The 13,110-nt window shown below is 72.1% G+C and carries 14 protein-coding genes; 9 read left to right on the top strand and 5 right to left on the bottom strand.

What is annotated here, in order from left to right:
• Nucleotides 1-46 precede the first annotated feature (46 nt).
• A complete protein-coding gene (gene def, locus OG440_RS32340) occupies nucleotides 47-601 on the bottom strand; it encodes a peptide deformylase (protein WP_406010283.1) in 555 nt (184 codons plus the stop codon).
• A gap of 158 nt (nucleotides 602-759) precedes the next feature.
• On the opposite strand from def, the gene OG440_RS32335 reads away from it, so the two are divergent.
• From OG440_RS32335 to OG440_RS32310, 6 genes are all read left to right on the top strand, one after another.
• Entirely contained in the window at nucleotides 760-1,998 is a 1,239-nt protein-coding gene (locus OG440_RS32335) for a MurT ligase domain-containing protein (RefSeq protein ID WP_351754785.1), read from the top strand.
• Nucleotides 1,999-2,015: 17 nt separating this feature from the next.
• Nucleotides 2,016-2,744: a type 1 glutamine amidotransferase gene (locus OG440_RS32330; protein ID WP_406010282.1), complete on the top strand. Its 729-nt coding sequence runs from the start codon at nucleotides 2,016-2,018 to the stop codon at nucleotides 2,742-2,744.
• A gap of 240 nt (nucleotides 2,745-2,984) precedes the next feature.
• Nucleotides 2,985-4,010 carry a 6-phosphofructokinase gene (locus tag OG440_RS32325; protein WP_406010281.1) on the top strand — a complete coding sequence of 342 codons (1,026 nt, stop codon included), beginning with the start codon at nucleotides 2,985-2,987 and terminating at the stop codon, nucleotides 4,008-4,010.
• A gap of 176 nt (nucleotides 4,011-4,186) precedes the next feature.
• The gene (locus OG440_RS32320) at nucleotides 4,187-4,846 is read left to right on the top strand and encodes an MSMEG_1061 family FMN-dependent PPOX-type flavoprotein (protein ID WP_406010280.1); all 660 of its coding nucleotides are present in this window, start codon (nucleotides 4,187-4,189) and stop codon (nucleotides 4,844-4,846) included.
• A gap of 232 nt (nucleotides 4,847-5,078) precedes the next feature.
• Complete coding sequence (locus OG440_RS32315; protein WP_406010279.1) at nucleotides 5,079-6,029, top strand: cytochrome c oxidase assembly protein; 951 nt, start codon at nucleotides 5,079-5,081, stop codon at nucleotides 6,027-6,029.
• A 60-nt stretch (nucleotides 6,030-6,089) separates the two neighbouring features.
• Complete coding sequence (locus tag OG440_RS32310; RefSeq protein ID WP_406010278.1) at nucleotides 6,090-6,272, top strand: hypothetical protein; 183 nt, start codon at nucleotides 6,090-6,092, stop codon at nucleotides 6,270-6,272.
• On the opposite strand, the gene OG440_RS32305 is transcribed toward OG440_RS32310, so the two are convergent.
• Genes OG440_RS32305 through OG440_RS32290 form a run of 4 tightly spaced genes read right to left on the bottom strand, consistent with a single transcriptional unit; the run spans nucleotide 6,241 to nucleotide 10,317 of the window.
• Nucleotides 6,241-7,464, bottom strand: coding sequence for a sensor histidine kinase (locus OG440_RS32305; RefSeq protein WP_406010277.1), 1,224 nt, complete (start codon nucleotides 7,462-7,464; stop codon nucleotides 6,241-6,243). The genes OG440_RS32310 and OG440_RS32305 overlap by 32 nt on opposite strands.
• The gene (locus OG440_RS32300) at nucleotides 7,461-9,191 is read right to left on the bottom strand and encodes a cation acetate symporter (RefSeq protein WP_406010276.1); all 1,731 of its coding nucleotides are present in this window, start codon (nucleotides 9,189-9,191) and stop codon (nucleotides 7,461-7,463) included. The genes OG440_RS32305 and OG440_RS32300 overlap by 4 nt, the downstream gene beginning before the upstream one ends.
• Entirely contained in the window at nucleotides 9,188-9,556 is a 369-nt protein-coding gene (locus OG440_RS32295; protein ID WP_406011517.1) for a hypothetical protein, read from the bottom strand. Before OG440_RS32295 ends, OG440_RS32300 begins: the two co-directional genes overlap by 4 nt.
• The gene (locus tag OG440_RS32290; protein ID WP_406010275.1) at nucleotides 9,553-10,317 is read right to left on the bottom strand and encodes a LytR/AlgR family response regulator transcription factor; all 765 of its coding nucleotides are present in this window, start codon (nucleotides 10,315-10,317) and stop codon (nucleotides 9,553-9,555) included. Before OG440_RS32290 ends, OG440_RS32295 begins: the two co-directional genes overlap by 4 nt.
• 78 nt (nucleotides 10,318-10,395) lie before the next feature.
• Here OG440_RS32290 and OG440_RS32285 point away from each other — a divergent pair, with 78 nt between their 5' ends.
• The 3 genes from OG440_RS32285 (at nucleotide 10,396) to rocD (ending at nucleotide 13,082) form a co-directional block, all read left to right on the top strand.
• On the top strand, nucleotides 10,396-10,881 hold the full coding sequence (locus OG440_RS32285) for an Lrp/AsnC family transcriptional regulator (RefSeq protein ID WP_406010274.1): 486 nt from the start codon (nucleotides 10,396-10,398) through the stop codon (nucleotides 10,879-10,881).
• A 162-nt stretch (nucleotides 10,882-11,043) separates the two neighbouring features.
• Complete coding sequence (ddaH, locus tag OG440_RS32280; protein ID WP_406010273.1) at nucleotides 11,044-11,856, top strand: dimethylargininase; 813 nt, start codon at nucleotides 11,044-11,046, stop codon at nucleotides 11,854-11,856.
• On the top strand, nucleotides 11,853-13,082 hold the full coding sequence (gene rocD / locus OG440_RS32275) for an ornithine--oxo-acid transaminase (RefSeq protein ID WP_406010272.1): 1,230 nt from the start codon (nucleotides 11,853-11,855) through the stop codon (nucleotides 13,080-13,082). The genes ddaH and rocD overlap by 4 nt, the downstream gene beginning before the upstream one ends.
• The last annotated feature ends 28 nt before the right edge of the window (nucleotides 13,083-13,110 follow it).

Below are 13,110 nucleotides of genomic sequence, written 5' to 3'. Positions count from 1 at the left end.
CGCCCGGCAGTCTGTACGGGGACACGGTCCCGCACGCCGGGGTGGCCTAGGCGGGACCGGCCCCCCGGCTCCACGAGGCCCGGGCGATCCGGCGGGTCAGTCTTCTCCCGCGCCACCCCGTCACATGGTCCGCGTACACCGTGCCGTCCAGGTGGTCCGCCTCGTGCTGCAAGCATCTGGCAAAGAATCCCGTGCCGTGCACGGTGATCGGCTCGCCCGTCGTCGTGAACCCCTCGACCACCGCGTGGTCGTGGCGTTCCGTCCCCGCCTCCAGACCCGGCAGGGACAGACAGCCCTCCGGTCCGCGCAGGACGATGCCGTCCGCCTCCACCAGGCGGGGGTTCACCACATGGCCCAGGTGGCGGACGTCCTCGTCGTCGGGGCAGTCGTAGACGAAGACCCGCAGCGGCTCGCCCACCTGGTTCGCGGCGAGGCCCACGCCCTGAGCCGCGTACATCGTGGCGAACATGTCCTCGACGAGGCGGGCGAGTTCGGGACCGAAGTCGGTGACGTCCTCGCAGCGGGTGTGCAGGACGGGGTCACCGAGCAGGGAGAGGGGCCGGACGCGCCCGTGGGCGCCCGGGATGGAGCCGTGTCGCATGGCGGCAAGGGTACGGTCCTTTCTGACACGCGCATGCCGCGCACGGGCGTGAGGTGGTGCCGGGATTCGGGAGTGCGAATGGATCTCGATAGGCTGACCACCCACCACGTTGCCGTACGGCAGAGGCGCGGCGCGTACGCAAGGAGGATCGAGAACTGATGGCAGGCAACTCGGACCCGCTCACGCCGCGGGCCAAGATCGCCGTGACCGCCGGCAAAGCGGTCGCGGCGGCGTCGCGCGCCGCGGGGCGCGGCAGCGGTTCGGTGATCGGCGGCCGGGTGGCGCTCAAACTCGACCCCGACCTCCTCGCCCGGCTCGCCCAGAACCTGGACGTCATCCTCGTCTCGGCGACCAACGGCAAGACCACCACCACGCGGCTGATCGCCGAGGCCCTGCGTGCCGCCGGGCCGGTCGTGTCCAACGCGCTCGGCGCCAACATGCCCGCCGGCATCACCTCGGCCCTCGCGGGCGGCTCCGAGGCCCGCTACGGCGTGATCGAGGTCGACGAGAAGTACCTCGCGGGCGTGGCCCGGGACACCGCTCCCAAGTGCATCGCGCTGCTCAACCTCTCCCGCGACCAGCTGGACCGCGCCGCCGAGACCCGCATGCTCGCGGAGAACTGGCGTGAGGGGCTCGCCGGTTCGAAGGCCGTCGTCATCGCGAACGCCGACGACCCGCTGGTGGTGTGGGCCGCGTCCTCCTCCCCCAACGTGATCTGGGTCGCCGCCGGGCAGATGTGGAAGGACGACGCCTGGTCGTGCCCGTCCTGCGGCGGTGTCATGCAGCGGCCCGGCGACGACTGGTTCTGCGGCGAGTGCGGGTTCCGGCGTCCGACGCCGAGCTGGGCGTTGTCCGGGGACCACGTCCTCGACCCGCACGGGTCCGCCTGGCCGATCCACCTCCAGCTGCCGGGCCGTGCCAACAAGGCCAACGCCGCCTCCTCGGCCGCCGTGGCCGCCGTCTTCGGGGTGCCGCCGCAGGTGGCGCTGGAGCGGATGTACGCGGTGCAGGCCGTCGCCGGGCGCTATGACGTCGTCCAGTTCCAGGGACGTGACCTGCGGCTGCTGCTCGCGAAGAACCCCGCGGGCTGGCTCGAGACGTTCAGCCTGATCGATCCGCCGCCCACCCCGGTGATCCTCTCGGTGAACGCGCGCGGTGCCGACGGCACCGACACTTCCTGGCTGTGGGACGTCGACTACACGCGACTGACCGGCCACCCGATCTTCGTCGTCGGTGACCGGAAGCTGGACCTCGCGGTGCGTCTGGAGGTCGCCAACCAGCACTTCCAGGTGTGCGAGAACCTCGACCAGGCCGTGCAGCAGGCGCCGCCGGGCCGGATCGAGGTCATCGCGAACTACACCGCGTTCCAGGACCTGCGCCGCCGCGTCGGCAACTGACCACTAAGGACGTTTCCATGAGCGACAACCAACTGCGGCTGGTGTGGATCTACCCGGACCTGCTGAGCACCTACGGCGACCAGGGCAACGCCCTGGTCGTCGAGCGCCGCGCCCGGCAGCGCGGTCTCGACGTGGCGCGCCTCGACGTGCGCAGCGACCAGCCGATCCCGACCTCCGGCGACATCTACCTCATCGGGGGCGGTGAGGACCGGCCGCAGCGGCTCGCGGCGGAGCGGCTGCGCCGGGACGGGCACCTGTACCAGGCGGTGCAGAACGGCGCGATCGTGTTCGCGGTGTGTGCCGGCTACCAGATCCTGGGCCATGAGTTCGTCAACGACCTCGGCCAGCGTGAGCCCGGTCTCGGTCTGCTGGACGTGACGACGACGCGTGGCGAGGGCGAGCGGTGCGTCGGCGACGTCCTCGGGGACATCGACCCGCGTCTCGGGCTGCCCCCGCTGACCGGTTTCGAGAACCACCAGGGTGTCACCCACCTCGGCCCGACCGCCCGCCCGCTCGCCCGCGTCTCGCTCGGCAAGGGCAACGGCACCGGCGACGGCACCGAGGGCGCGTACAACGACACCGTGTTCGGCACGTACATGCACGGCCCGGTGCTCGCCCGTAACCCGCTGATCGCGGACCTGCTGCTGAAGCTGGCGCTCGACGTGAACGCGCTGCCGCCGATCGACGACCGCTGGTACGAGGCGCTCCGCAACGAGCGCATCTCGGCCGCGCAGCAGCCCGCGTAGCCGGTCCGCCGCGCGACCTGCCCGGACGCCGTCGCGCGGCGGCCCGCGGGGCCGTGTGTCCACCTGATGGCCGGCGTGCCGTCAGCAGCCCGTCTGACGGTACATCCGCACAGGTGAGCAGGCACGTCCAGCAGGCGGACGCATGCTTCGGCCCGGCCCCCTCCTGCCGCTAGGGTGGCGGGGATTCGAGCCGGACAATGTGGTCCGGACCGGCCCACGTGGAGAAGGTTGTTTCGGGCTATGCGCATTGGTGTCCTCACGTCCGGCGGCGACTGCCCCGGCCTGAACGCCGTCATCCGGTCCGTCGTGCACCGCGCCGTCGCCGACCACGGCGACGAGGTCATCGGCTTCCGGGACGGCTGGAAGGGCCTCCTGGAGTGCGACTACCTCAAGCTCGACCTCGACGCGGTGGGCGGCATCCTCGCCCGCGGCGGCACGATCCTCGGCTCCTCCCGCGTCCAGCCCTCGCATCTGCGCGACGGCGTGGAACGCGCCCGGGGCCATGTCGAGGAGCTCGGTCTCGACGCGATCATCCCGATCGGGGGTGAGGGCACGCTCAAGGCGGCGAAGCTGATGTACGACAGCGGGCTGCCCATCGTGGGCGTGCCGAAGACCATCGACAACGACATCGCCGTCACCGACGTCACCTTCGGTTTCGACACGGCGGTCGGGGTCGCGACGGAGGCCCTGGACCGGCTGAAGACCACCGCCGAGTCCCACCAGCGGGTGCTCGTCGTCGAGGTCATGGGACGCCACACCGGCTGGATAGCTCTTCAGTCCGGCATGGCGGCCGGCGCCCACGCCATCGTCGTACCGGAACGGCCCTTCGACATCGACGAGCTGGCCCGCCGGGTCGGCGAGCGTTTCGAGGCGGGCAAGCGGTTCGCGATCGTCGTCGCGGCCGAGGGCGCGAAGCCGAAGGCCGGCAGCATGGCCTTCGACGAGGGCGCCAAGGACATCTACGGGCACGAGCGGTTCGCCGGGATCGCCCGGCAGCTCTCCATCGAGCTGGAGTCGCGGCTCGGCAAGGAGGCCCGGCCGGTCATCCTCGGGCATGTGCAGCGGGGCGGCACGCCGACCGCGTACGACCGGGTGCTCGCCACGCGCTTCGGCTGGCACGCGGTGGAGGCGGTGCACCGGGGCGAGTTCGGGAAGATGACGGCCCTGCGCGGGACGGACATCGTGATGGCGCCGCTCGCGGAGGCGGTCGCCACGCTCAAGACCGTCCCGGAGGACCGGTACGCGGAGGCGGAGACGGTCCTCTAGCCACCGCTGACGTCCGTCCGGTGGCGCACGTCACCGGAACCGCCCCCGGCCGCCTCCGGCACCGGGGGCGGCCGCTTGCCCGCCGGTTCCTCGCCGAACGGTCCGCACGGCCGGGCCGGTCGCGCGGGAGACCGGGACCACCGGTACGCGCAGGTCGGCCCGTTAGGGTCGGACGTATGACGACCCCCCTTGCCGGCAGCGCCTTCGACTCGCTGCGCGTCGACGCCGTGCCGGACCCGGACGCCCTGCGCCGGGTGTACGAACTGCCCGGCCAGGCGGCCGTGCGCAAGCAGATGACCGAACTCACCGAGAAGACGCGGCAGTTGATCGGCTGCTCCTCGCTGGTCATGATCGCCAGCGCGGACGCGGAGGGCAACTGCGACGTCTCCCCGCGCGGCGGCCCCGCGGGGTTCGTCGCCGTACTGGACGCCCGGACGGTGGCGATACCGGACGCGACCGGCAACAAGCGGCTGGACACCCTGCAGAACGTCATCGCCACCGGGCGGGCCGGGCTGCTGTTCGTCATCCCGGGGCGGACCACCACCCTGCGGGTGAACGGCCGGGCCGTCGTCTCCACCCGCCCGGAGCTGCTGTCGCAGCTGACCGCCGTGGGGAAGCCGCCGGCCAGTGCGCTGGTGGTGGGGATCGAGGAGGTCTACCCGCACTGCCCCAAGTCGCTGCTGCGCGGCGCGGCCTGGAAGCCCGAGCAGTGGCTGCCGGCGGACGCCCAGCCGGCCTCGGCCGAGGTGACGCTGGCCCAGCTGCGGATGCCGGAGCTGACGATCGCCGACGTCGAGCAGGCGGAGGCGGACTCGCTGAGGTACCGGTACGAGTAGCGGACCGGCCCGCGCACGGGTCCGCGCGGGCGGTTCCGTCCCGTAACCCGTGTCGACGGGGACAGATCACGGCCGTCACCTCGCGGAGGCGGCCTCCCGGATCACAGCGGCTCGACCGGACTTCGGGGCGACCCCCGCCGCGCCCCACCCCGGCAGTCGCATGATCCACAGGCACGCCTAGTCTTGGGGCGGCAGGAAACGTACAACCCCCCACGAATCAGGAGCCGGCGGCATGGGACACAGCGGACACGGCATGACCATGGATCTGCCGCCGTTCACGCTGGGGCGGGGTCTTCAGTGGTCGGCGGACCCGTTCTTCCTCGTCGGCTGTCTGGTGGGGCTGGGGCTGTACGGATGGGGTGTCCTGCGGCTGGCGCGGCGCGGGGACGCGTGGCCGGTGGGGCGGACCGTGTCGTTCGTCGTCGGTGTGCTGACCATCGGGCTCGTCATGTGCACCAGGCTGAACGACTACGGCATGGTCATGTTCAGCGTGCACATGGTGCAGCACATGGTGATCAGCATGTTGTCGCCGATCCTGATCCTGCTGGGCGCTCCGATGACGCTGGCGCTGCGCGCGCTGCCCGCCGCCGGCCGGGGCCGCAAGGGGCCGCGTGAACTGCTGCTGATGCTGCTGCACAGCCGCTACATGCGGATCATCACGCACGCCGCGTTCACCATCCCGCTGTTCATCGCGAGCCTCTACGCGCTGTACTTCACGCCGATCTTCGACTTCCTCATGGGTTCCAGGGCGGGGCACCTCGCGATGATGGTGCACTTCCTGGCCGTCGGCGTGGTGTTCTTCTGGCCGATCATCGGCGTGGACCCGGGGCCCAACCGGCCCGGCTACCTGATGCGGATGCTGGAGCTGTTCGCCGGCATGCCGTTCCACGCGTTCTTCGGCATCGCGCTGATGATGGCGTCGCAGCCGATGGTCGAGACGTTCGAGAACCCGCCCGCCTCGCTCGGCATCGACGCGCTCTCCGACCAGAACGCGGCGGGCGGCATCGCCTGGGCGTTCAGCGAGGTCCCGTCCGTGCTGGTACTGATCGCGCTGCTGTTCCAGTGGTACGGCTCCGAGCAGCGGCAGGCCAAGCGCAAGGACAGGGCCGCGGACCGTGACGGCGACCAGGAGCTGGAGGCGTACAACGCCTATCTTGCGTCGCTCGACGCACACGGGCGCTGAACCCGGGGCACCATGGAGGGGACGCGCCCTGCGGAGGGCGGCCCCGAGGAAGGTGTCGCGATGGCAGGTACCACGGACAGTTCCACGAAGACCATGGGGGTGCTCACCGTCGGCGCACTCGTCGCGGTGACCGCCTACACGGTGGCGCTCGGCAGCAACGGCTGGCTGTGGTTCGGCTGGGTCGTGCTGGGACTGATCACGCTCGCCATGATCATGACCCGGACCGGCCCTGGCCACCGGTGAGGCGGGCCGCCGAGTGGACGCCCGGCTGGTACTTCGGCAGCCGGGCGGTGATCTTCATCCCCGCCCCCAGGGCCGTCTCGATGACCAGGCCGTGGTCGTCGCCGTACACCTGGCGGAGCCGGTCGTCCACGTTGGACAGGCCGATGCCCCCCGACGGGCTCACCTCGCCGGCCAGGATGCGGCGCAGCGCGACCGGGTCCATGCCGGCGCCGTCGTCCTCGATCACCACCAGGGCCTCGGCGCCGGCGTCCTGCGCGGTGATCTGGATATGGCACTTGTCGGCCTTGCCCTCCAGCCCGTGCTTGACGGCGTTCTCGACGAGCGGCTGGAGGCAGAGGAAGGGCAGGGCCACCGGGAGGACCTCCGGGGCTATCTGGAGGGTGAGGGCCAGCCGGTCGCCGAAGCGGGCCCGGACCAGCGCCAGGTAGTGGTCGATGGCGTGCAGCTCGTCGGCGAGGGTGGTGAAGTCGCCGTGCCTGCGGAACGAGTAGCGGGTGAAGTCGGCGAACTCCAGGAGCAGCTCGCGGGCGCGCTCGGGGTCGGTGCGGACGAACGACGCGATCACCGCGAGCGAGTTGAAGACGAAGTGCGGGGAGATCTGCGCGCGCAGGGCCTTGATCTCCGCCTCGATCAGCTTCGTACGGGACTGGTCGAGGTCCGCGAGCTCCAGCTGGACGCTCACCCATCGGGCCACCTCGCCGGCCGCCCGGACCAGGACGGCCGACTCGCGGGGCGCGCAGGCCACGAGGACGCCGTGCACCCGGTCGTCGACGGTGAGCGGGGCGAGAACGGCCCAGCGGACGGGGCAGTCGGCGTGTTCGCAGGTGAGCCGGAAGGCCTCGCCCCGGCCGCTCTCCAGGGGGCCGGCCAGCCGTTCCATGATCTCGGACCGGTGGTGTGACCCGACGCCGTCCCAGACGAGCACCCGCGTCTCGTCGGTCAGGCACAGCGCGTCCGTGCCGAGCAGGGTGCGCAGTCTGCGGGCCGATCTGCGGGCCGTCTCCTCGGTCAGGCCCGCCCGGAGCGGGGGCGCGGCGAGCGAGGCGGTGTGCAGGGTCTCGAAGGTGGCGTGCTCGACGGGGGTGCCCAGACCGCCGAGGTTCTCGGGGCGTGCGGTGCGGCGGCCCAGCCAGAAGCCCGCGGCGAGGAAGGGCAGTATCGCGATGCAGACGCCCGCCAGGAACCCGCTCATGCCTTCGCCTCCGCCGCCCGCAGCTCTTCCGTGAGCAGTTCCTCGGGCAGGTGGAACCGGGCCAGGATCGCCGCCGTGCCGGCCGGGACCCGCCCCGGGGTGGCCAGCGACACCAGGATCATGGTGAGGAAGCCGAGCGGTACGGACCACAGCGCGGGCCAGGCGAGCAGCGCGTGCAGCCCGCCCGTGCCGGGGAAGCCCGCCATGGTCGCGGCGACGGCGAGGAACGCCGAACCGCCGCCCACCAGCATCCCGGCGGCCGCGCCGGGCGGGGTCAGGCGCCGCCACCAGATGCCGAGGACGAGGAGCGGGCAGAAGGACGACGCCGACACCGCGAAGGCCAGCCCGACCGCGTCGGCCACCGGCAGCCCGCCCACCAGCAGGCTCGCGGCGCAGGGTACGGCCATGGCGAGCCCGGTGCCCAGCCGGAAGTGGCGTACGCCGCGGGTGGGCAGGACGTCCTGGGTGAGCACGCCCGCGACGGCCAGCGTCAGCCCGGACGCGGTGGACAGGAAGGCGGCGAAGGCTCCCCCGGCGACCAGCGCGCCGAGCAGGTCCCCGCCGAGGCCGCCGATCACCCGGCCGGGCAGCAGCAGCACGGCCGCGTCGGCGTCACCGCCGAGGGCCAGTTCGGGGGCGTAGAGGCGGCCCAGGGCGCCGTAGACGGGCGGCAGCAGGTAGAAGGCGCCGATCAGGGCGAGGACGGCGACCGTGGTGCGGCGGGCGGCGACCCCGTGCGGGCTGGTGTAGAAGCGGACGACGACGTGCGGCAGGCCCATGGTGCCGAGGAAGGTCGCGAGGATCAGACCGTAGGTGGCGTACAGGGGGCGTTCCTCGCGGCCGGCGGCGAGGGAGGTGGACATGCCGCCGCTGCTGCCGCGCTCGGCGACGGGGACGGCGGTGCCCCCGGCGAAGGTGAGACGCGTGCCCCGCTCGATGTGGTGGGTGCCGACGGGGAGCCGGAGCACGGCTTCCTCGTGCGGGCGGCCGTCGATCGTGCCGTCCACCGTCACGGTCAGGGGGCGGTCCAGTCGCAGGTCGAGCGTGTCGTCCACCCGGACGACGCGCTGGTCGCGGAAGGTGGCCGGTTCCCCGAAGGCGTCGCGGGGCGCGCCGTCGCCCTGCCAGGCGAGGACCAGGAAGAGGGCGGGGACGAGGAGCGCGGTGAGCTTGAGCCAGTACTGGAAGGCCTGCACGAAGGTGATGCTGCGCATGCCGCCCGCGGCGACGGTCGCGGTGACGACGACCGCCACGATCAGTCCGCCCAGCGAGTCGGGGGCCCCGGTCAGGACGGTCAACGTCAGCCCGGCTCCCTGGAGTTGGGGCAGCAGGTAGAGCCATCCGACGCCCACGACGAAGGCGCCCGCGAGCCGCCGGGACGACTGGGAGGCGAGGCGGGCCTCGGCGAAGTCGGGGAGCGTGTAGGCGCCGGAGCGGCGCAGCGGGGCGGCGACGAAGAGCAGCAGCACCAGGTAGCCGGCGGTGTAGCCGACCGGGTACCAGAGCATGTCGGGCCCCTGGACCAGGACCAGGCCCGCGATGCCGAGGAAGGAGGCGGCGGAGAGGTATTCGCCGCTGATGGCGGCCGCGTTGAGGCGCGGGCCGACGGTGCGGGAGGCGACATAGAAGTCGGAGGTGGTGCGGGAGATGCGCAGGCCGAACGCGCCGACGAGGACGGTCGCGACGACGACGAGCGCGACGGCGGGGACGGCGAAGGCCGAGTTCATCGGTCCTCGACCAGACGCACGAAGTCCCGCTCGTTGCGTTCGGCGCGGCGCACGTACCAGCGGGCGAGCAGGACCAGCGGGGCGTAGAGGCAGAAGCCGAGGACGGCCCATTCGAGGCGGCGGGCGTCGGGCATCGCCGCGAAGAGCAGCGGCAGCGGGCCCACGAGCAGCGTGAGGACGGCGAAGACCGCGAGGGCGGCCCGCAGTTGGGAGCGCATCAGGGAGCGGACATAGGTGTGGCCGAGGGTGGTCTGCTCGTCGATCTCGGTGCGCGGCCGGTAGTACCCGGAGGCGCGCCGGGTGCGGCGTGCGGGGCCGGTGACGACGACACGCCGTTCGGCGGGGTCCTGGTGGGGCACGGTCAGGGCCTCCTCATCAGCAGGTCCCGCAGTTCGCGGGCGTGGCGGCGGCTGACCTGGAGTTCCTCGCCGCCGACCAGGACGCTCACCGTGCCCGCGTCCAGGCGGAGTTCGCCTATGTGGCGCAGGGCGACGAGGTGGCGGCGGTGGATGCGGACGAAGCCGCGGGCCCGCCAGCGCTCCTCCAGGGTGGACAGCGGGATCCGCACCAGGTGGCTGCCCCGCTCGGTGTGCAGCCGGGCGTAGTCGCCCTGGGCCTCGACGTGGGTGATGTCGTCGACGGCGACGAACCGGGTCACACCGCCCAGTTCGACGGGTATGTGGTCCGGGTCGGGCTCATGCACGGGGATCCGCGGGGCGGCTCCGCGCCGTTCGGCGGCTCTGAGCTCGACGGCGCGGCGCACCGCCTCGGCGAGGCGTTCCTTGCGGACGGGTTTGAGGACGTAGTCGACGGCCTTGAGGTCGAAGGCCTGGACGGCGAAGTCCTCGTGGGCGGTGACGAACACGACCAGCGGCGGCCGCGCGAAGCCGGTGAGGAGGCGGGCGAGGTCGAGGCCGTCGAGGCCGGGCATCTGGATGTCCAGGAAGACCACGTCGATGGCCTCGGGGCCGTCGGGGCCGGACTCCAGGGCACGGTTGATACGACGCAGCGCCTCGGTCGCGTCGCCCGCGCCCTCCACGGTGCCGATCCGGGGGTCCGCGGTGAGCAGGTAGAGCAGCTCCTCCAGCGAGGGGCGTTCGTCGTCGACGGCGAGGGCGCGCAGCATGAACGTGGAGTGTAGGGGCGATCCGCACGGCTGGACATGTGCGGGGGTGTGGACGTACGCGCTGGATACAGTGCCCGCATGAACAGCGCGCCCGCCCCTTTCGACGAGCTCGACCGGAAGATCGTCACCGCTCTGATGGCGAACGCCAGGACGAGCTTCGCCGAGATCGGGACGGCCGTCGGGCTGTCCTCGACGGCGGTCAAGCGCCGGGTGGACCGGCTGCGGGAGACCGGGGTGATCACGGGGTTCACGGCCACCGTGCAGCCGTCGGCGCTGGGCTGGCGCACGGAGGCGTACGTGGAGGTGTACTGCGAGGGCGCCGCGCCCCCCAGACGGCTCGCGGAGGTGGCGCGCAATCATCCGGAGATCACCGCGGCGATGACGGTGACGGGCGGGGCGGACGCGCTGCTGCACGTGCGGGCGCGGGACGTGGAGCACTTCGAGAACGTGTTGGAGCGCATCAGGGCCGAGCCGTTCATCCGCAAGACGATCAGCGTGATGGTGCTGTCCCATCTGCTGCCGGACAGCCCGGAGGCCGGGGCGAGTCAGCCCGCGCCCGAATAAACCTGCGCGGGCGCAGTGAACCTGCGTTGACCAGGGGATTCACGCAGCATTCCTGCGTCGACACGCAATGCTTGTTCCTTGTCGGGCGTCCCGGTCAGTTCCTACCTTGGTGTCAACCCCCGTCGCCTCCGTAGGAAACAGGAAAGGTGGAGGTACCTCTCTGTGACCGAAACCCGTGTGCGGCGCCCTCGGCGCTTCCTCGTCTGCGAACCCAGACACTTCGCCGTGCAGTACGCGATCAATCCCTGGATGCGTCCCGACAGCCCCGTCGACGTCGACCTCGCCCAGGAGCAGTGGCAGGCCCTGATCCGCGCCTACCGGGCCCACGGCCACACCGTGGACACCGTGGAGCCGGCCCCCGGTCTGCCGGACATGGTCTTCGCCGCGAACTCGGCGGTCGTGGTGGCGGGCCGGGTCTTCGGCTCCCTGTTCCACGCGCCCGAGCGGCGGCCCGAGTCCGTCCACTACGACACCTGGTTCAAGTCGGCGGGCTACGAGGTCCACCGGCCGGTGTCCGTCTGCGAGGGCGAGGGCGACCTGGTGTGGACGGGCCGGTACGTGCTGGCCGGCACCGGCTTCCGGACCACCCGTGAGGCCCACCGGGAGGTGCAGGAGTTCTTCGGTCACCCGGTGATCAGCCTGACCCTGGTGGACCCGAACTTCTACCACCTGGACACGGCGCTGTTCGTCCTCGACGACGACAACATCGCGTACTACCCGGAGGCGTTCTCCTCCGGCAGCCGCGAGGTGCTCGCCCGGCTGTATCCGGACGCGGTGCTCGCCACCCGCGACGACGCCATGGTGTTCGGTCTGAACTCGGTCTCCGACGGGCGCCACGTGTTCATCGCGCCCCGGGCCGAGGCCCTCGCCTCCCGTCTCACCGAGCGCGGCTATGTCCCCGTCCCCGTCGACCTCTCGGAGTTCCAGAAGGCCGGCGGTGGCATCAAATGCTGCACGCAGGAGATCCGCTCATGACCGCACCCGTCGTCCCGACGCGCACCTCCGCCGATCTGATCCGCGCCGAGGAGCCCGTCCTCGCGCACAACTACCATCCGCTGCCCGTCGTCGTCGCGAGCGCCGAGGGCGCCTGGGTGCAGGACGTCGAGGGCCGCCGCTACCTCGACATGCTGGCCGGATACTCCGCCCTCAACTTCGGCCATCGGCACCCCCTGCTGATCGAGGCGGCCCACCGCCAGCTGGACCGCCTCACCCTCACCTCCCGCGCGTTCCACAACGACCGCCTCGCCGAGTTCGCCGAGCGGCTCGCGGAGCTGACCGGCCTGGACATGGTCCTGCCGATGAACACGGGCGCGGAGGCGGTCGAGAGCGGCATCAAGGTGGCCCGCAAGTGGGCCTACGAGGTGAAGGGCGTACCCGCCGACCGGGCGACGATCGTGGTGGCCGCCGAGAACTTCCACGGCCGTACGACGACGATCGTGAGCTTCTCGACGGACGAGACGGCTCGGGCGGGCTTCGGGCCGTTCACACCGGGCTTCCGGATCGTGCCGTACAACGACCTGGCCGCGCTGGAGACGGCCGTCGACGAGACGACGGCGGCGGTCCTGATCGAACCGATCCAGGGCGAGGCGGGCGTCGTCATCCCCGACGACGGCTATCTGGCCGGGGTACGGGAGCTGACCCGCCGCCGGAACTGCCTGTTCATCGCGGACGAGATCCAGTCCGGGCTCGGCCGTACCGGGCGGACGCTCGCCGTGGAGCACGAGGGGGTCGTTCCCGACGTGCTGCTGCTCGGCAAGGCGCTGGGCGGCGGGATCGTGCCGGTGTCCGCGGTGGTGGCCCGGCGGGAGGTGCTGTCGGTGCTGCGGCCGGGCGAGCACGGGTCGACGTTCGGCGGCAATCCGCTGGCCGCCGCCGTCGGCACGGCGGTGGTGGAACTGCTGGAGACGGGTGAGTTCCAGCGCCGGGCGACCGAGCTGGGCGCCGTCCTGCGGGACGGACTGGCCGGGCTGGTCGGCAAGGGCGTCGTCGGCTTCCGGGCGCGCGGGCTGTGGGCGGGCGTCGACGTCGACCCGGCGCTGGGCACCGGCCGCGAGGTGAGCGAGCGCCTCATGCGGGAGGGCGTCCTGGTCAAGGACACCCACGGCTCGACCATCCGGCTCGCGCCGCCGCTGACGATCACCGGTGAGGAACTGGTCTCGGCGCTGGCCACCCTGGAGGGCGTGCTGACGCGGGACATCTGAGGGGCCCCGCCCCGCGAGGGGCGCGGAT

Source organism: Streptomyces sp. NBC_00637 (assembly GCF_045161545.1).
Taxonomy (GTDB): Bacteria; Actinomycetota; Actinomycetes; order Streptomycetales; family Streptomycetaceae; genus Streptomyces.
This window is presented reverse-complemented; position numbering and strand designations above follow the sequence as displayed.

Bases quoted from the DNA above. Each gene is read 5' to 3' on its own strand.
- OG440_RS32290 (WP_406010275.1), bottom strand. From the start codon at position 10,317: ATGCTGCGCGCCCTCGCCGTCGACGACGAACGCCCCTCGCTGGAGGAG.
- OG440_RS32330 (WP_406010282.1), top strand. From the start codon at position 2,016: ATGAGCGACAACCAACTGCGGCTGGTGTGGATCTACCCGGACCTGCTG.
- OG440_RS32325 (WP_406010281.1), top strand. From the start codon at position 2,985: ATGCGCATTGGTGTCCTCACGTCCGGCGGCGACTGCCCCGGCCTGAAC.
- OG440_RS32320 (WP_406010280.1), top strand. From the start codon at position 4,187: ATGACGACCCCCCTTGCCGGCAGCGCCTTCGACTCGCTGCGCGTCGAC.
- OG440_RS32335 (WP_351754785.1), top strand. From the start codon at position 760: ATGGCAGGCAACTCGGACCCGCTCACGCCGCGGGCCAAGATCGCCGTG.
- OG440_RS32285 (WP_406010274.1), top strand. From the start codon at position 10,396: ATGAACAGCGCGCCCGCCCCTTTCGACGAGCTCGACCGGAAGATCGTC.
- OG440_RS32305 (WP_406010277.1), bottom strand. From the start codon at position 7,464: ATGAGCGGGTTCCTGGCGGGCGTCTGCATCGCGATACTGCCCTTCCTC.
- OG440_RS32310 (WP_406010278.1), top strand. From the start codon at position 6,090: ATGGCAGGTACCACGGACAGTTCCACGAAGACCATGGGGGTGCTCACC.
- OG440_RS32315 (WP_406010279.1), top strand. From the start codon at position 5,079: ATGGGACACAGCGGACACGGCATGACCATGGATCTGCCGCCGTTCACG.
- def (WP_406010283.1), bottom strand. From the start codon at position 601: ATGCGACACGGCTCCATCCCGGGCGCCCACGGGCGCGTCCGGCCCCTC.
- rocD (WP_406010272.1), top strand. From the start codon at position 11,853: ATGACCGCACCCGTCGTCCCGACGCGCACCTCCGCCGATCTGATCCGC.
- OG440_RS32300 (WP_406010276.1), bottom strand. From the start codon at position 9,191: ATGAACTCGGCCTTCGCCGTCCCCGCCGTCGCGCTCGTCGTCGTCGCG.